This is a genomic window from Mucilaginibacter rivuli (assembly GCF_019391655.1).
GTDB lineage: Bacteria > Bacteroidota > Bacteroidia > Sphingobacteriales > Sphingobacteriaceae > Mucilaginibacter > Mucilaginibacter rivuli.
In genome coordinates, this window is the sequence record NZ_JAHXPQ010000009.1 from 21939 (window position 1) to 42094 (window position 20156).

Below are 20156 nucleotides of genomic sequence, written 5' to 3' on the forward strand. Positions count from 1 at the left end.
ACGGCTTTTTTTATTGATCGGTGGTATGAGGGAAATGTAATTGGCAGCTACTAAAAAGTGAAAAGCCAACTGCTTTGTGTAATTGAAAATGCTAAACCGGTTAAGCCGCTAACTTTCTGAATTTCATTGGGGTTGTTTTGTACTTGTTTTTAAACAGCCTGATAAATGAACTTGGACATTCAAATCCTACCATACAAACAATGTCGTTTATGGAGTACTCCGTACCGCGTAACAATAATTGAGCACGTTGCAAACGTAATTGCGTTAAAAACTGGTGCGGCGATGAGTTGAACGCTTGTTTAAATGTACGTAATAAATGGTTTACTGATAAGCATGAATGCTGGGCCAGATCTTCAAGTAATACATTTTTATTATAATTTGTATACATGTACTCTTTGGCCGAGTTTAAACGCCTCATTATTTCAACACGTGTTTTTTTATTGGTGAATGCTAATTTTTCTGATTTATTAAAAATTTCACTCTGGTAAATACGGTGATAATTTATCAGCGAGTGGTGCAGGTACTCGTTAATAAGCAACTCATCCTGTAAGCCACGTTCTATATTGTTTTTTAAATGAGTTATGTTAAATTTCATATCACCTTTAAAAGGGTATATAGTTTCATTAAAATCGGTTTGCAGCGCCACGGGGTTATCTAGCAAACTGCTATCGGTATTGGCATAAGCATTATTAAAGTCATTCAAAAAATTCTGATCATATGCGATCGAGAAAACTTCTACAGGAGTTTGGCTATCTATTTTGCTTGTGTATTGTGTGCCTTTATTCAGTATCAAAAATGAATCGGGATAAATGGATAGCTCACGCCTGCCCAGCCGGTACACTTCGTTTCCGCTTAGTGCAAACTTAAGCGTAAAATCATCAGTACACTGTATCTGATAACGATGCTCCCTGGTTTCGCATAATATTTTATTGTTGTTGGTTAATGTTTTACTGTAATCCATAATTTAAAATTATAGGTCGTTATAGTTTCTTTCTTCCAATAACACATATTCGTTACCGTAGTCATCATTAAATTCTGCCGCAAGTCCTATTGGCAAATATTGCGGGGGGGTATTGAAAGCTATACCTGTGCTCTTTAAATTGTGATAATCTTTAAGGCAATCATCGCTGTTAAATATTACACGTGTTTTGGCCCCACTGTTGGTTTCGTCAACGGTAAGAGCAAGGCATATACCGTTAATTTGCATAAGCTGATATGCTGTGTTATTCAGTATCATTATATCCATTGTGGTGCAACCAAGTTTGTTTTTAAAAAAACTAACCCCGTCTTCAATGTTTTTAACAAAAACAGGGATGTATTTTATCGTCATACGTGCAGTATTACAAATATTTATACTTTACAAAATTAAAAATGAATCGGTAATTGGTCAGTTTTTTACGTTGGGAGTGAGTAAGGCTTGGCAAGTACCTTTACTTGTACTTGCCATTATAAGTATCAAAGTTAAATTATTTTTTAAATCCCTCCCAACTCATGAGGTTTTAATTATTAGACACCTAATAAATTAAACTGTTACACAAAACAGTAAAAAAATTAATAGGATTTAACAACCGTTGCTTTTGTAAATTATTATTAATGCTGAAGTTTTAAAAAAAAAGCATTGTAGTTTGTTAATTATCAGGCAACTATTTTTGCAAAAATAATTTATTTTAATTAGTTTGCAAGGCATTTTACTTCTTGGTTAAAGTGTATTTGACACCCTGTTTTTGAATGTTATTGCCCCGATCGTGTAAATGGCTGTATGCTCATACAGCTGCCTTATTGGGTATTGCAAATGGTTTCAAAAAAAATGTTTGGTTTTAAATGACAACCAGGTTGTAGTGTAGTGCGCTGATCATAATTCAGATATTTTTTGTGTGCATAGCGTTTCGTTGTTGTAAGAATTAACATTGTGTTAATATGCGGGGCCTTGTCGCGCTGTATATTTGCTCCCCCTGTATTGATTAAATTATTGATTAACTGATAGTACATGAAAAAACTTTTACTCCCGCTCATTCTTTGTATTGCATTTATTTTACCGGCAACGGTATGGGCCGCCGCGCCAACCGTACAGGCATCTAACCTTGTTTTTACAAACCTTACTTCAACAAGCGCTACGCTAAGCTGGACCAATGGTAACGGCACGGCACGTGTTGTATTTTTAAAAGCCACAAGTACTACCACTATTCAGGCACCGGCGGCAAATACTACTTATAACCCCAATACAGCTTACGGGTCGGGTAGCCAGATAAGTACTTCAGGTTTTTATTGTGTTTATAATGGTGCCGGGTCATCGGTTAACATAACAGGCCTGGCATCCAATGTAACGTACACAGCCGAAGTAATTGAGTATAATGGTATTGCCGGGGCCGAAACTTATCTTACTACCGGTGCACCTGTGGCCAATCCACTTGTGATGGCAACGAATACGATGCTTGCCTGGGATTTTATTAACCAGGCGGGTACGCAAACATCTAATACCCCCACATCGGTTGCTGCTAATTTAAACAGCGCGGTAACTATTTCGCGTGGTTCGCTTAATGTAGGAAGTGTCACAGGGAGTACTTTTAATGCAACTAATTTTACAGCAAACGGCGACTCTACAGATGCAGTTGCAGTAAATAAATATCTCCAGTTTACTGTAAACGCGTCATCGGGCTATAACGTAAATTTGAACTCAATTGATGTGAACTTTAGGAAATCAGCTACAGGGCCATCAAGTTTTATCTGGAAATACAGCCTTGATGGTTTTGCTACAACAGGGGTTACTATCGGTAATATTTTTACTTTTTCTACGGGTGTTGCAAACACTGGTACTGCTCAAACACAGATACCTCTATCCACAATAACTGCGCTACAAAATGTAGCCTCAGGTAAAACCATTACTTTCCGCTTATATTGCTGGGGAGCTACGGGCACCGGCGGAACTTTTGGATTTGGTAACGTAACAGGTAATGACCTTGCCGTGGGGGGTACGGTAACGGCGTCTGCTGCACCGGTTAATACGTCAACTTATCCTAAAGTGAGCAATCCCCTTAGTTCATCGCTCGATCTGACAAGCAACCTGAATATCCCGGGGAAAACATATTATGTAGCCATCCCAACTACGGGGGGTACTGCGCCAACAACCGTTGCGCAGGTTTTAGCCGGGCAAGACGGGAACAACAACCCGGCTGCTGCATCAGGTTCGTTTGTTGTGCGCTATGCATCTACTGATGCAACAAAAACTATAACAGGTTTAACCCCATCAACAGCTTACACCATATACACCGTTTCGCAGGATCAGTCAATTACTCCGATCAACCAGTCGGCTATTTCATCAGCTACAGGTACAACTGCCGCGGGTTTATCATCAAATGCCGACCTGTCTTCACTATCGGTTAGTGGCGGCTTCAGCTTATCACCAACATTTGCGGCAGGAACTACAAGTTATACAGTATTGACACCGTTAAACACCTCAAGTATTACAGTTACGCCAACGGTGGCCGATGCAAATGCCACGGTTAAAGTAAATACAGTAGCCGTAACCAGCGGGGCAGCTTCGGGTAATATATCACTTAGTGCAGGGGCTAATAGCATAAGCGTTGTAGTAACTGCCCAGGATGCTTCTACAAAAACATATACCATAAACGTAACCGTAGCTAACGCACCAACGGCGGTTACAGCCGCCGCAAGTAGTATTGGTACAACATCAGCCACGTTGAACGGTACCATTAACGACAATGGAGCCAGTACAACGGTTACCTTCGAGACCAGCTCGGTAAGTGCGGCTACAGTAAGCAGCGGCAGCGGTACATCGGCCGGAGCGACAACCAACGCGACAGTAGCTGCCAATACCGGTAGCGTTACCGCCACATACAGCTTTACCGGCTTAACCGCGGGTACTACTTATTATTATAGGGTGAAGGGCATAAATGCCGCAGGATCAACTGCCGATGCCGGTCTTAGCTTTACCACCTTGCCGGTAGCGCCAACGTTAACGGGCGTAGCAGGTGTTAACGCAACAAGCTTCAATGTAGATTGGACGGCAGGATCAGGCGCTGCAAGTTATACTTATGATGTGGCTACCGATGCCGGATTCAATTCAATTGTATCTGGCTACGGCAGTGTTTCTACTACATCAACCAATGCCACAATAACAGGGTTAACTACCGGTACTACCTATTATTTTAGGGTGAAAGCAGTTAGTGCCGGAGCGGCAAGCAGCAGTGCATCCGTAAGTACATCTACAGCAACACTTGCAGCAACAAACTTTACGGCAAATTATGATTTTGCTTCAGCATCGGGCGTATCGCCCGACCCTACACAGGTTCCATTAGTTGATAATGTAACTTTGGGATCATTTGCCATAACCGGGGCGGCAGCTACAAGTGCTGCAGGCCGTTTTAATGCTAATACCTGGACAACTGCTACAAGCATCGATCTTACCAAATACTTTTCTGTTACCGTAACACCGGCATCTAACTACAACTTATCGCTAACAGGCCTTTCATTTACCGTACAGCGTTCAAGCGCATCGGGACCGGGGCAATACAGTGTGCGCAGCGATGCGGGTGGCGATAATTTTGCAACCGACCTGACAGCTAACAGCTCCAATGGTGTGATAACCACATCGGGCGGCATATTTACCAATACCAATACCAGCTCTGCCTCCCAGTCGGGCAGCAGCGTAACATTGGGTAGTAATTTTACCAATTTAACCGGCGCGGTTACTTTCCGCATATACGGTTTTTCGGCAGGCAACGCTTCTTCGGGTACGTTTAGTTTAGATGATGTTAAGTTTACAGGTACAGTGGTTTCAACTGCTACCCCAAGTATATCATCAACAGGTACTTTATCTGCTTTAAGCACTACATACGGTACTGCATCAGCCTCGGGCACATTCAATGTATCGGGTACAAACATGACGGCGGGTATCCTGGTCACTCCGCCAACGGGCTTCGAGGTTAGTGCGGATAATACTACTTTTGCATCAACAGTAACTATTGGCGCCGCCGGAACCATCACTTCAACACCGGTTTATATCAGGTTAACATCAACCGCGGCCACCACTTTCTATTCGGGTAATGTGGTATTGAGCAGCAGTGGTGCTACCAATGCAAATGTGGCAACGGTATCGAGCACAGTAAGCGGCGCGCCAATTACTATTACAGCTACAAATGCCAACAAAACATACGGAACGGCTATTACAGGTGCTACCGGTTCAACAGCATATTCATTATCGAGCGGCACATTAAAAAACAGCAACACCATTAGTTCGGTAACTATTGCGTACGGTACAGGCGCAGCCGCAAACGATGCCGCCACGACCTATACCGGACAAGTAACACCATCAGCAGCGGTAGGTGCAAACGGGTTTTTAACAAGCAATTATGTAATTACCTATGCAACGGGTAATATTATTGTTGGCCAGATCCCATTGACGGTAACAGCCACCGGTCCTTCAAAAGCCTACGGTACATCTTTAACAGCAGGAGCGAGTACCACTAACTTTACCGTTACCGGGACACCTGCAAGTGGTGAAGCGTTGACAAGCATTACACTTACCCCTGATGCGGCAGGCTTATCAGCCACTACAGCGGCAACATCTGCTTATGTGGTTACTCCGAGCGCGGCAACAGGTACAGGTGGTTTCTCAGCGAGCAACTATAACATTACTTATGCACCGTTTAATGGGACGGTATCGGCAGCGGCACTAACAGTTACGGCCACCGGCCCGGCTAAATCCTACGGTACAGCTTTAACAGCAGGTGCAAGCACCACTAATTTTACTGTTACCGGGACACCTGCCAGCGGCGAGGCATTGACCAGTGTTACACTTACCCCGGATGCGGCAGGTTTATCCGCAACTACAGCGGCAACATCTGCTTATGTGGTTACTCCGAGCGCGGCAACAGGTACAGGTGGTTTCTCAGCATCAAACTACAATATTACTTATACACCATTCAGCGGAACAGTATCGACAATACCGTTAACGGTAACAGCTACTGGTCCCTCAAAAGCTTATGGTACATCTTTAACAGCAGGCGCGAGTACCACTAACTTTACCGTTACCGGGACACCTGCCAGTGGCGAAGCATTAACCAGTGTTACTTTAACGCCAGATGCAGCGGGTTTATCAGCCACTACAGCGGCAACATCTGCCTATGTGGTTACTCCGAGTGCGGCGACAGGGACAGGTGGTTTCTCAGCGAGCAACTATAACATTACTTATACACCGTTTAATGGGACGGTATCCGCAGCGGCACTAACAGTTACGGCCACCGGCCCGTCTAAAACATATGGTACAGCGTTAACAGCAGGTGCAAGCACCACTAACTTTACCGTTACCGGGACACCTGCCAGCGGCGAGGCATTAACCAGTGTTACTTTAACGCCAGATGCAGCAGGCTTATCAGCAACTACAGCGGCAACATCTGCCTATGTGGTTACTCCGAGCGCGGCAACAGGTACAGGTGGTTTCTCAGCGAGCAACTATAACATTACTTATACACCGTTTAATGGGACGGTATCGGCAGCGGCACTAACAGTTACGGCCACCGGCCCGTCTAAAACATATGGTACAGCGTTAACAGCAGGAGCAAGCACTACCAACTTTACGGTTACAGGCACACCTGCCAGCGGAGAAGCGTTGACAAGTGTTACTTTAACCCCTGATGCTGCCGGTCTATCGGCTTCAACCGCGGGTGGGTCGTCATATACGGTAACACCATCGGCTGCAACAGGTACAGGTGGTTTCTCGGCATCAAACTATAGCATTACTTATACCACTTACAACGGTACAGTTAGTAAACCCAATATTACTGTTTCAGCAACCGGACCGGGCAAAACGTATGGTACAGCATTAGCGGCAGGTAGCAGCAGCGCTAACTTTAATGTAAGTGGTACTTTGGTAGGAAGCGAGGCAATAAACAGTGTAACCTTAACGCCTGATGCGGCAGGCTTATCTGCTACTACTTCGGCGGGTTCTGCTTATGTTGTAACCCCCTCGGCAGCTACAGGCACCGGAGGATTTTCGGCATCCAACTATAATATTACCTATACTGCTTATAACGGCACGGTTAGCAAACCAAGTATTACGGTAATAGCAACCGGCCCGGCTAAAACATACGGTACAGCTTTAATCACAGGCGTCAGCGCTACCAATTTTTCTGTCACCGGTACTTTGGTGGGAAGTGAAGCAATAAACAGCGTAACATTAACACCTGATGCAGCAGGTTTATCTGCAAGTACTTCGGCAGGTTCAGCCTACACGGTAGCACCGAGTGCGGCGACAGGTACAGGCGGTTTCTTAGCGAGTAACTATAATATCACTTATACTGCTTATAACGGCATAGTTGCTACAACAGCACTTACCATTACAGCAACCGGCCCGGCTAAAAGCTATGGTACAGCTTTGAGTGCAGGAACCAGCACTACCAATTTTTCGGTAACGGGTACGCCTGCAAGTGGCGAAGCAGTTACCGGGGTTACTTTAACTCCCGATGCGGCAGGCTTATCAGCAGCCACAGCCGTAGGTTCATCGTATGTTGTAACGCCATCGGCGGCAACGGGTACAGGCGGCTTCGCGGCAAGCAACTATAACATCACTTATGCTGCTTATAACGGCACAGTAACTACAAGAGCAATAACTGTTACGGCAACCGGCCCGACAAAAAAATATGGCGTTGCTTTAACTGCAGGCCCGGTTACTACTAATTTTTCGGTATCAGGCACTTTAGCCTCGGGTGAAGTATTGGATGGAGTTACGCTTACGCCCAATGCAGCAGGCTTATCGGCAACAACAGCCGCAGGTAGCACTTATGTGGTTACACCTTCGGCAGCTACAGGCTCTGGCGGTTTCCTGGCATCAAACTACAATATTACTTATTTAGCTTATAACGGTACGGTTGCCAAAACAACTGTGCTTATTACCGCAGCCAATGTTAGCAAAGTATTTGGAAATACATTAACCAGTGGTACGGGCTTTACATCGTTCAGCTCGGCGGGACTTGCAGGTAGTGAAACTATTGGCAGTGTCACAGTTACTTACGGTACAGGTGCGGCAGCGAGCGATGCTGTAGGTACTTATACCGGACAGGTGCAAATATCTGCAGCCACCGGCGGTACTTTTAGCGCATCAAATTACAACTTTAGCTATGCTTATGGAAACATTGTTGTAACAGCAACGCCTACGCCTGCAATAACTGTTACAGGTAACCTATCCGCGTTTACCGGGACATTTGGTACGGCATCATCATCCGATAGCTTTAATATATCGGGTACGGATATGACGGCAGGTATTACCGTTACGCCACCGTCAGGGTTCGAGGTAAGTGCTGATAACACTACTTTTACATCAACTGTAGTTATAGGAGCGGCGGGTACAATTTCTTCAACACCTGTTTATGTAAGATTATCAAGTGCCAACAATGCAGGGAACTATTCTGGTAGCGTAGTAATGACCAGTTCAGGCGCTTCGAGCGCATCGACGATAATTCCGTCGAGTACAGTTAGTAAATATAATCTGACCATTACGGCAAGTACGGCTAATAAAACTTATGGCAGTACATTAACCAGCGGTACAGGCTCAACTGCATACTCAATTACAAGCGGTAGCTTGCAAAACAGCAATACCATCAGTTCGGTTACCATTACCTACGGAACAGGTGCCGCGGCAACAGCCCCGGTTGCTACCAATACAGCAACGGCGGTACCCAGCGCGGCTGTAGGCGCTAATGGCTTCTCTACAAGTAACTATAACATTACTTATGCGGGTGGTAATATTGTGGTTGGGCAAGCTACCTTAACGGTGACGGCAACCGGAACAAACAAAACATACGACGGTAGTAACACTGCAACTGTAACCCTGAGTGATAATCGTGTTAACAGCGATACCTTTACCACTACTTATACTGCTGCTTTTGGCGATAAGAACGTTGGTAATGGCAAAACCGTGAACGTAACAGGCATTAGTATTAGCGGCGGGGCTTCGGCCAATTATACCCTTGCAGGAACAACGGCATCAACCAATGCGAACATTAGCAAGGCAAGTGTAACGGTAACCGCGCAAACAGATACCAGGGTGTATAACAGAGCAACAACATCATCGGTAAGTCCGTTAGTAGGAGCATTACAAGGAACCGACGTGATTGGTACTGCACCGGTACAGGCTTTTGCCAATGCCAATGTGGGTACTGGTAAAACCATAACGCCATCGGGATTGGTAATTACGGATGGTAACAGTGGTGGCAACTATAACATCACTTACACAAATAACACTACGGGTGTTATCACGGTAGCAACAGCAACTGTGACCGCGCAAACCGACACAAGAACGTATGATAAGACCACCGCATCTTCGGTAGCGCCGGTAGTAACGGGCCTGATAAGCGGTGATGTTGTTGGTACTGCACCAACACAAGCTTTTAGTAGCGCTAATGTGGGCACGGGCAAAACCATCACAGCATCCGGTCTGGTAATTACCGACGGCAATAGCGGGAACAACTATACCATTAGCTATGTAAATAATGCTACAGGTGTTATTACCGTGGCAACCGCAACGGTAACCGCGCAGGCAGGCACCAAAACTTACGATAAAACAACTGCATCGGCAGGAACTCCGGTGGTAACCGGCCTGGCAACGGGTGATGTTGTTGGTACTGCACCAACGCAGGTTTACGCCAACGCCAATGTTGGTACCGGCAAAACACTGAGTCCTTCGGGCTTGGTAATTACCGATGGTAACAGTGGGAATAACTACACTATTAGCTACGTAAACAGTACGTCGGGCATTATTACTGTTGCTACTGCAACGGTAACCGCGCAAACCGATACCAAAGCATATAACAAAACGACAGCGTCATCGGTGGCACCCGTTGTTACAGGCTTGGTAAGCGGCGACGTTGTGGGCACTGCGCCAACGCAGGCATTTGCAAACGCCAATGCGGGTACAGCAAAAACACTCACGCCATCAGGCCTGGTAATTACCGATGGTAACAGTGGGAATAACTATACCATTAGCTATGTAAATAATACAACAGGTGTTATCACTGCAGCAACAGCCACAGTAACCGCGCAAACTGATACCAGGACGTATAACAGGACAGCTGCATCTTCGGTATCACCTGTGGTTACCGGATTGATAAGTGGCGATGTTGTGGGTACAGCACCAACACAAGCTTACAACAATGCAAATGCAGGGACAGGTAAAATCTTAACCCCATCAGGTTTGGTGATCACCGATGGTAATAGTGGAAATAACTACAGTATCAGCTATGTAAACAATGTTACCGGTGCTATAACAAAAGCCACCGCGACAGTAACTGCACAAACTGATACCAAAGCTTATGACAGGACAACTGCATCAAATATTGCTCCTGTAGTTACAGGCTTGATAAGCGGCGACGTTGTGGGAACTGCACCAACGCAAACATTTAATACTGCCAACGTAGGCACAGCAAAAACTTTAACTGCATCAGGTTTAGTGATCACAGATGGTAATAGCGGAGGTAACTATAATATTAGTTACGTAGCCAATACTACAGGGGTAATCACATCAGCAACAGCTACAGTAACCGCACAGGCCGATACAAAAACCTACAATAAAACTACAGTATCTTCGGTTGCCCCGGTTGTTACAGGTTTATTAAGTGGTGATGTTATTGCAACTGCGCCTGTGCAGGTGTTTAACAGCGTGAATGTGGGTACAGGCAAAACCTTAACCGCATCTGGCCTTGTTATTAATGATGGCAATAGCGGTGCAAACTACACCATCAGTTATGTGAACAGCACAGCCGGTATTATCACAACTGCAACCGCTACAGTAACCGCGCAAACCGATACTAAAACGTACAACAGAACTGCAACTTCGGCAGTGGCTCCGGTTGTTACAGGTTTAATAAGCGGCGATGTTGTAGCAACGGCTCCTGCACAGGTGTTTAATAACGCCAACGTTGGAACAGGTAAAACGCTAACCGCATCGGGTCTTGTTATTAATGATGGTAACAGCGGAAGCAACTATTCAATTAGCTATGTAAACAATACTACAGGTGTTATCACTGCAGCGCCAGCCACAGTAACCGCGCAAACGGATACCAGGACTTATAACAAATTAACAACGTCTTCTGTATCACCTGTAGTTACCGGTTTGATAAGCGGCGATGTAGTTGCAACCGCGCCAACCCAGTTATTTACCAATGCCAATGTGGGAACAGCTAAAACACTAACCCCATCGGGCCTGGTAATTACCGATGGCAATGGTGGTGCAAACTATATTGTAAGTTACGTGAATAACACCACAGGTGTTATTACCAAGGCTACTGCAACAGTAACAGCCCAAACTGCCACTAAGGGTTATGACAGGACAACCGCTTCGGCAACTGTACCGGTAGTAACAGGGTTAATTAGCGGCGACGTAGTAAGCACCGCTCCTGTTCAGGTATACAATACAGCCAATTCGGGTACCGGTAAAATACTTACACCTTCGGGATTAGTGATTAACGACGGTAACAGCGGCGGTAATTATAATATCACTTATGTAAATAATACAACAGGTGTAATTACCGCAGCAACAGCAACCGTAACTGCGCAAGCGGCAACTAAGGCTTACGATAAAACAACCGCTTCTGCAACCGCGCCTGTGGTTACAGGTTTATTAAGTGGCGATGCTGTGGCAACCGCGCCTGTACAGGTATACAATACTCTGGCTGTGGGTACAGGAAAAACACTAACGCCATCAGGCCTCGTTATTAACGACGGTAATGGTGGAGCAAATTACAGCATTAGCTATGTGAACAGTACTGCGGGTGTAATCACCACGGCAACGGCAACCGTAACTGCCCAAACCAGTACCAAGGTTTATGATAAAACGACAGCTTCATCGGTACTGCCGGTTGTTACCGGATTATTGAGCGGCGATGTTATCGCAACAAGCCCAACCCAGGTATTTGCAAATGCGAATGTGGGTACAGGCAAAACATTAACGCCATCTGGCCTGGTAATTAACGACGGTAATAGCGGCGCTAACTATACTATCAACTATGTAAATAGCACTACCGGCGTAATAACCACGGCAAGCGCTACTGTAACTGCCCAAACCAGTACCAAGGTTTACGATAAGACGGCAGTTTCGGCAGGTATTCCGGTTGTAACCGGATTGATAAGCGGCGATGTTGTGGGTACTGCTCCGACAGAAGTGTTCAGCAACGTAAATGCAGGTAGTGGCAAAACGTTAGTTCCTTCAGGTTTAGTGATCAATGATGGTAATGGCGGAAGCAACTACAGTATCAGCTATGTAAACAATACTACGGGTGTGATAACTGCGGTAACCGCGACGGTAACCGCGCAAACCAGTACAAAGGTTTACGATAAGACTACGGCTTCGGCAGGTATACCTGTTGTAACCGGATTGGTGAGCGGTGATGCCATCGCGACAACGCCAACACAAATATTTAATAGCGGGAATGTGGGTACAGGTAAAATACTTACAGCATCGGGCCTGATTATAAACGATGGTAACAGCGGAGCTAATTATAACATTAACTATGTAACCAATACTACAGGTATTATCACCGCTAAGGGTGTTACGGTGACGGCTGTAGCAGATACCAAGGCATACAACAATACTACAGCTTCGGTGGGTGTACCAGCTGTTGGCACACTTGTAAGCGGCGACCTTATCGCAACTGCGCCAACGCAAACCTTTAACAGCGCGGCAGTAGGCATAGGTAAAACCCTTACGCCGGCAGGTTTGGTTATTAACGATGGTAACAGTGGCAACAATTATAGCGTTAGCTATGTGCCAAACACTACGGGTGTTATTACGGCTGGTGTATTAACGTATACCGCAACACCTGCAACCAAAGTTTATGGAGCTGCTAATCCAACCATCACAGGTACCATAACAGGCTTTGTTGGTGGCGATACACAGGCATCGGCAACTACGGGTGCAATGAGTTTTGCTACTACCGCTGTTACAGGCAGTCCGGTTGGCACATACGCGGTAACAGGCTCAGGTTTAACTGCAGCTAACTATACCTTTGCACAGGCATCGGCAAACAGCACCGCCTTTACGATAACCCCGGCAACGTTAAATATTGCAGGAACCAGTACCGGCAAAGTGTACGGAGCAGTTAACCCGGCATTGGGCGTAACCTACACCGGCTTTGTAAATGGCGATAGCAATGCCAGCTTAACCACACAACCCACAGCAGTTACTACAGCTGTAACTGGTAGCGTGGTGGGTACTTACCCTATCACGGTATCGGGTGCGGCGGGTAGCAACTATACCATTACTTACACAGCAGGTACGTTAACAGTAAGCCCGGCACCATTAACCATAACCGCGGCTAACCAAACCAAATCGCAGGGAACTGTAAATCCTGCTTTAACCGTTACATATGCCGGTTTTGTAAGTGGCGATACCAATGCGAGCTTAACTGCGCAACCAACGGTAACCACTACAGCGGTAACGGCATCGCCGGTAGGTAATTATCCTATCACGGCAACGGGTGCAGCATCACCAAATTATGCTATTAGCTATGTGACGGGTACTATGACAGTAACGTTGGCAGCTAACCCTAACCTGGCAAGTTTAACACTAGGCTCGGGTACATTATCGCCGGTATTTGCAAGCGCTACTACAGCATACACTGCAGCAGTAGCTAACGCGGTAACATCAATAACGCTTACACCAACCACTATAGATGCTACAACAACTGTAAAAGTAAATGGTGTTTCGGTAGTAAGTGGTGTTGCTTCGGGTAGTATTCCGCTTACGGTTGGTGCTAATGCTATTACAGTTGTTTCAACTGCGCAAAGCGGGCTTACAGCTACATATACGGTAACGGTAACACGTGCGCCATCGGCTATCGCTACATTGGCCAACCTGGCTATCAGCTCCGGTACGTTAACGCCTGCATTTGCTCAGGGAACATACACTTATACTGCATTGGTAGATAACACTATCAGCCAGATAGCGCTTACGCCGACATTGACCGACGCTACAGCAACCATATTGGTGAACGGGCAACCGGCTGCAAACGCGCAGGGTATTACGCTCAATTTGCTGTTTGGCGATAATATTATCAGCATATTTACAACGGCACAGGATGGTATAACCAAGCTAACTTATACCCTGACTATCCACCGAGCAACAGCTCCTTCAGCTATTGCACCAAACAATATCCTATCGCCTGATGGAGATGGTAGAAATGATACCTGGGTAGTAAAAGATATCCAATCATATCCAAACAATAAGGTTACCATTTACGATAGGGCCGGCCGGATAGTATATACCAAAAACACATATACTAATGATTGGAGCGGAACCTTCCAGGGCTCGCCACTGGCAGAGGGTACTTATTATTATGTGGTAGACCTGGGTACCGGCGATAGCCCGATAAAAGGTTTTGTTACGATTATAAGGAGAAGATAGAAAGAAGTTAAAACTTTAAAGTCAAAAAAAGTGAAGAAGTTAAATAAACAGATAAATGGTTTAATGATAGTAGTGGTGATAGCCATTACCATTAGCAGCCAACAGGCAATGGCACAGTTAAGCGGCATGCAAACCATGTATTATCAAAACCAATATATGGCAAATCCGGCTATGGCCGGTATTGAACAGGGATTAAACCTGAACCTGGGCTATCAGCAACAATGGACAACCGTACCGGGAGGGCCCAAATTACAGAATTTTACAGCCGATTATAATTCAGGTAATAGGGTAGGCCTGGGCCTGAGCGTAAATGGCGATAACGCGGGTTTGATAAACCGTACACGCGTAATGGGTACCTATGCTTACCATTTGCCGCTTAACGCGAATGATGATAAATTGAGCTTCGGTATATCATTTGGTATAAACAATACCTATATTGATTATACCAAGGTAAACGGCGACCAGGGCGATGGCTCGGTGCAGAATTTTAACCAGCGAAATATATATGTAGATGGTGATTTTGGAGTAGCTTATACCAGTCAGAAATGGAACCTGCAGGCAGCACTACCGAATTTGAAAAGCATGTTTTTTACAAATGATGCCAATAATAACCTGGAGGTTGACCGTTCAACATTTTTTTCGGCGGTAAGCTACAAAGCACATATTGATAACGGCATCAGTAATTTCACCATTGAGCCTAAGGTTGTTTTTAGGGGAGTAAAAGGTTTTGATAATATTGTTGATGCCGGTGCGCAGATGACAATGAATGATTATCACATCAATTTTGGCGGCATGTACCACACTAATAAGAGTTTTACACTTGCTTTTGGCCTTAACCTCACTAACATGGATATATTGGCAGCCTACACCAATAATACAGGCCCTTTAAGTGTTTATGCCAACAACACTTTCGAGTTTGGTGTTAAACTAAAGTTGTTTGATAAGTAAGTTTAGTTTTGATTGAGCTGGGTGCTCCGGGGATATATTCCCGGGGCTTTTTTGTTAGCTGCTCAAAGCGGAACTTGTTCTGTATAATAAAAAATCGACACCTATAATTTTTAGCTGTTCATCTGCCTTGTGGTTTTGAGTTTGTTTAAGGCAGCATATTTTTAATTTATTGTAAAAGGGGTTTGTACGTATTCGCCTCACCAGGTCTTGTACTTCGTTTTGCAGGTAATCGCAATCAATAATAATGGTGCCCGGTTGGTAGGTAAATAACGACGGGAATATTTTAGACGTTGAGTTAACATGCAGGTACTGCATTTGTGTATTGTTTTGGAAGAAGTAATTATTCTGATCATCGCTTGTGAGCAGCACTATTACTTTGCGGTTTACTTTGTAGGTTGTTGTGCTTGTCATGGTTTAGGCAGGTATTAAGTTTAGGTTGTTATGTTGGTTTTTGATAGTTGTTGCTCTGTATCATAATGTAAAAAACGCCTGCTTAAAATAGCTGCCAAAAAGAATTTGGAATCAAGCAGGCCTGCTTCATCGGCTTTAACAAAAGCTTTGCAAATGGTAATAAAATCAGCATAAGATATGGCACGGATGCGTTGCCCGTCTTTCATAAAAACAATACTTAATCTTATTTTTCGCTGTATAAATAAAAAGGGCAGGTAAGGAACAAGCGCCGAAAGGTGTTTGTGCAGGTTTTGATTACTATAATCTGCCATGATGATATTCAACAAGCGGGTATGCGAAAAAACTTTATCGCCATTGTTTAACGTATAGCATATAAATTCAAAATCACCTAAAAGTATTACTTTTTGTTCTGCACTAAATAGCTCCATTTAAATGGCAGGTTAATTAATTTTATATAATTGTGTATAATTTTTGTTTGTTTCATTTAGATGGCGCATATTTTCCTTACACGCAATAATTAAATTGGTAGAATAATTGGCTGTTAACATTTGTTAATAAGTGCCAGGCTTTTTTAATACTGCCATTAAGCATTTTTATAGCTGATGCACCCTAATGCTATTCCCCTATGTTTATTAACATGTGTTAATTACGTGTTAAGTTTCTTTTACGAAACTTATTTGCCTTTAGTTTCAAAAAATATTCATACCGGAAATTACAAGAGAATATATTGGTTTGTAACCTTTTATAATTGCCTCCGTATAAAGGTCATAATAATGCTGAAGAGGGTTTTAATTTATGGACCTTAATTTAGTGAAGCATGAATAAAAAGATTAAACACACCACGTTTATCATTCTTCTTAGTTTTCCCCATTTTTTGTTTGCCAACGTGGCATTGCTGCGTGCGGTAAATAAACCTGATGGTTTGGGAAGCGGGTATAGTATGGAAAAAAATGCCGGCGGATTTTTCTTTACGGCTCAGCCAATTACCATATGTTCCGGCGCTTCCATCGTAATAAAAGGCGATGTGGTTTCGGCCGTTCCGGATAGTTTTGCATGGGAGGTTTTACAGGGTGGTGCCTGGGTTACTGCTCCCGGTGTTAACAACACAGCCGATTACCCGCCAACCTTGTTGGTAAACAACACAAGCAGTAATATTATTTATGATATCAGACGTAAAGTTACCATCGGCGGTGTAGCATCATATGATTCATTTTACTCTGTTACCGTTTTAACTACAGCCCCTATCAGTAATAATACCATTACATCTCCTGCCGTAACGGTGTTTTGTAATACCGGTAGTCCGGCTACCATAAAAGGCAGTACGCCAACAGGTGGAATAGGCGGCTTTGTTTATCAATGGCAGCTATCAACAGACAATGTTACTTTTACTGATATATCAGGTGCCAATGGTATCGATTACAGCCCGGGCGTACTTTCTACCACTACCTATTATCGCCGTATTGTATTGGGCAGCTGTACCGTTCCGTCAATAAGTGCAGCTATCAGCATCAACATACTTTCGGGCGTGACCAATAACATCATCACCCCGCCCGCTATTAACAGTTTTTGTTTAAATGGCGACCCCACGGTTATTACCGGCAATTTACCAAACGGGGGAAATGGCCTTTATACTTACCAATGGCAGATATCAACAGATGCGGTTAATTTTACAGATATAAACGGTGCTACATCAAAGGATTATGACCCGCTTGCCATATCGGTAACTACATTTTACCGTCGTTTGGTAAGTGCCGGTATATGTACAGTTCCGGTTTATAGTAATGTGGTTATTATCAATATTTTGCCAATGGTTGCAAATAATCTGATCACGGCACCAACAGTTACCTCTTTTTGTATTGTAGGCAGCCCTGCCACTATTACAGGCTCTACACCTACCGGTGGCAACGGTGGCTATACCTATCAATGGCAATTATCTACAGATAGTACCAACTATATTGACATAGCCGGCGCAACATCAAAGGATTACACGCCTGCAGCAATAAATGTAACCACGCATTACCGCCGCATAGCGGTATCAGGTTCATGCGCTACACCTTTGGTAAGTAACGCTGTTGCCATGCACATTACACCATTGCCATTATCGCCGATACTGGCGCCAACATCCACAACTATATGTCCCGGCAGTATAGCAACATTTACAATCATTAACGCGCAGGCAGGCATGACGTATAGGTGGTATGATTCCGCTGCTAAAACCAACCTGCTTTTTACAGGTATTACCTACATAAGCCCGCCAATTTACGCGCCTGCAACGTTATATATTGAAAACTCCAACGGTTCATGCGCAAGCGCTTCGTCAACCGTGCAGATCAATATCATTCCGCCACCAGCTGCCCCTGTGTTAGATAATACTACGCTGAGTACTTGTAATGGCTCATCAGCTACGGTAAATGTATTAAGCCCGCAGGCAGGCTATGTTTACAACTGGTACACTGCTGCCACCGGCGGAACACCCGTATATACGGGCACCAGCTTTACCACACCCGGCCTGTTTGCTACTACTACATATTACGCCGAAGGTGTTAACATTGCAGGCTGTAACTCTACCACACGCACACCGGTAGTTATAAATATTTTTGCTGCCGATGTAATAACTGTTCAGGGAGCGTCAACATGCCCGGGCTTGAGCGTTACGCTATCAGCAACAAGCAATTCTAATACTACCATAAACTGGTATACTACCCCAACGGGAGGGAGCTCCATATATACAGGTACTACTTTTACAATCCCATCGCTCATTGCCGATACAAAATATTATGTAGATGCCACAAACGGTGTAACAGGTTGTATTTCTGCCAGTCGCGAGTTGGTACTGGCGCAAGTACTGCAACCCCTGGCAGTTCCTGTTGTAACGGTTGATGCCACAACCGGTTCGAGCGTTACTTTTAAATGGCCGGCAGTTAACGGAGCAGTAAGTTATTTAGTAAGCCTTGACAATGGCATTACGTTTAATAGTGCAAACGGTAACCTAACCCATACTGTAACAGGGTTACAGTTAAACCAGGCAGTAAACATTTTGGTGAGTGCCGTTGGCAGCACCGCATGCCAGGTTAGCGCCGCCGGAGCTGCTGCAGGCAATGCCATAAGCCAAACGGATGAGATATATGTACCTAATGCCTTTACACCTAACGGCGATGGTAAAAATGATTTTATATATGTACGCAGCCAAAGCATCAAAAATTTGAAGTTCTACGTATACAGTCAGTGGGGGGAGTTGCTGTTTACATCAACCGACGCCAGCACCGGCTGGGATGGTACATTTAAAGGTACAAAAGAACCTGTTGGGGTATATGTTTACTATTTAAAGGCCGAAATGCTGAACGGGCATGAGGTGAGCAAAAAAGGAACAATAACTTTACTGAAGTGAAAAAATTAATACTCATCAATTGTATACTGCTGTTGGCTATTTGCGTAAACAAGGTTTATGCACAGGTTGACCCGCACTTTTCACAATATTATGCTTACCCGCTATGGCTTAACCCTGCTTTAACAGGTGTAGTAGATGGTGATATGCGTTTTACTGCCAACGTTAAAGATCAATGGACAGGCATAAGCAATGGTTACAAAACCGCTGCCGTTTCGGGCGATTTCCGCACATCGGACAAAGTAGCATTGGGTTTTAATATGATAAACCAGAGCGCGGGCAGTGCCGGGTACAATTATTTTGCAGGATATGCATCTTTTGCTTACCAGATAGCCTTTTCACAAACAGGGTATCAAAAAATAAACTTTGGCTTACAGGCGGGTATAATTAACCGCAGTATTGATGCCAGTAAACTACAGTTTGATGATCAATACACACCTGGCCTGGGTTACGATCCTACCATTCAAACTGCCGATAACCTGTCGGCTACGAACGGTACTTTGTTTGATGCCAACGCCGGAGTTTTTTATTATGATGGCGACCCGGCAAGTAAAGTGAATTTGTTTGCCGGTGTAAGCGCTTCGCACCTCACGCCTACAAAAAGCCAGACAGCCAGTGATGGTCTTGCGGGTGCCATACCTTTCCGTTACACTATACATGGCGGTGCACGCATAAGGGCCGCAAACTTTGCTGATATTACCCCGCATGCCATATACATTGGGCAGCAAAAAAATAATATCATTGCCGGGGGTATGAACGTAGAGTTTAAATTGCATGAAAATTATAGCTTTATTTTAGGTGGAATGTACCGGGTAAATGATGCTATGGTAGCCAATACAGGATTTCATCTAAAAAATATGATCATTGGTATGAGTTATGATTTTAATAACTCACTTTTACAATCGGCAATTAACCGCCAGGGCGGCTACGAGATATCGCTTAGCTATGTATTTACGCACCGGCTTGCCAGTCGCGAACAAGTATGCCCAAGGTTCTGAT

General features: G+C 44.5%; 8 protein-coding genes. 4 read left to right on the top strand and 4 right to left on the bottom strand.

Annotation, left to right across the window (positions count from 1 at the left end; translation table 11 throughout):
• Positions 1 to 100: 100 nt before the first annotated feature.
• Both KXQ82_RS18345 and KXQ82_RS18350 read right to left on the bottom strand, forming a co-directional pair.
• Positions 101 to 961, bottom strand: a complete 861-nt coding sequence (locus KXQ82_RS18345) for a helix-turn-helix transcriptional regulator (protein WP_219490007.1) — start codon at positions 959 to 961, stop codon at positions 101 to 103.
• A 9-nt stretch (positions 962 to 970) separates the two neighbouring features.
• Positions 971 to 1330 (bottom strand): VOC family protein, encoded by a 360-nt coding sequence (locus KXQ82_RS18350; RefSeq protein WP_219490009.1) that lies wholly within the window; start codon positions 1328 to 1330, stop codon positions 971 to 973.
• A gap of 657 nt (positions 1331 to 1987) precedes the next feature.
• On the opposite strand from KXQ82_RS18350, the gene KXQ82_RS18355 reads away from it, so the two are divergent.
• Together KXQ82_RS18355 and KXQ82_RS18360 are read left to right on the top strand one after the other, a co-directional pair.
• On the top strand, positions 1988 to 14413 hold the full coding sequence (locus tag KXQ82_RS18355; protein WP_219490011.1) for a YDG domain-containing protein: 12426 nt from the start codon (positions 1988 to 1990) through the stop codon (positions 14411 to 14413).
• 30 nt (positions 14414 to 14443) lie between these two features.
• A complete protein-coding gene (locus KXQ82_RS18360) occupies positions 14444 to 15361 on the top strand; it encodes a PorP/SprF family type IX secretion system membrane protein (protein WP_219490013.1) in 918 nt (305 codons plus the stop codon).
• 54 nt (positions 15362 to 15415) lie between these two features.
• Here the strand turns inward: KXQ82_RS18360 and KXQ82_RS18365 are convergent, their stop codons facing one another.
• Positions 15416 to 15772, bottom strand: a complete 357-nt coding sequence (locus KXQ82_RS18365) for a hypothetical protein (RefSeq protein WP_219490014.1) — start codon at positions 15770 to 15772, stop codon at positions 15416 to 15418.
• A 20-nt stretch (positions 15773 to 15792) separates the two neighbouring features.
• The gene (locus KXQ82_RS18370) at positions 15793 to 16200 is read right to left on the bottom strand and encodes a hypothetical protein (protein ID WP_219490015.1); all 408 of its coding nucleotides are present in this window, start codon (positions 16198 to 16200) and stop codon (positions 15793 to 15795) included.
• 389 nt (positions 16201 to 16589) lie between these two features.
• Here KXQ82_RS18370 and KXQ82_RS18375 point away from each other — a divergent pair, with 389 nt between their 5' ends.
• A complete protein-coding gene (locus tag KXQ82_RS18375) occupies positions 16590 to 19160 on the top strand; it encodes a DUF8696 domain-containing protein (RefSeq protein WP_219490016.1) in 2571 nt (856 codons plus the stop codon).
• Complete coding sequence (locus KXQ82_RS18380) at positions 19157 to 20155, top strand: PorP/SprF family type IX secretion system membrane protein (protein ID WP_219490017.1); 999 nt, start codon at positions 19157 to 19159, stop codon at positions 20153 to 20155. Before KXQ82_RS18375 ends, KXQ82_RS18380 begins: the two co-directional genes overlap by 4 nt.
• The last annotated feature ends 1 nt before the right edge of the window (position 20156 follow it).

Bases quoted from the DNA above. Each gene is read 5' to 3' on its own strand.
- KXQ82_RS18345 (WP_219490007.1), bottom strand. From the start codon at position 961: ATGGATTACAGTAAAACATTAACCAACAACAATAAAATATTATGCGAA.
- KXQ82_RS18350 (WP_219490009.1), bottom strand. From the start codon at position 1,330: ATGACGATAAAATACATCCCTGTTTTTGTTAAAAACATTGAAGACGGG.
- KXQ82_RS18355 (WP_219490011.1), top strand. From the start codon at position 1,988: ATGAAAAAACTTTTACTCCCGCTCATTCTTTGTATTGCATTTATTTTA.
- KXQ82_RS18365 (WP_219490014.1), bottom strand. From the start codon at position 15,772: ATGACAAGCACAACAACCTACAAAGTAAACCGCAAAGTAATAGTGCTG.
- KXQ82_RS18370 (WP_219490015.1), bottom strand. From the start codon at position 16,200: ATGGAGCTATTTAGTGCAGAACAAAAAGTAATACTTTTAGGTGATTTT.
- KXQ82_RS18375 (WP_219490016.1), top strand. From the start codon at position 16,590: ATGAATAAAAAGATTAAACACACCACGTTTATCATTCTTCTTAGTTTT.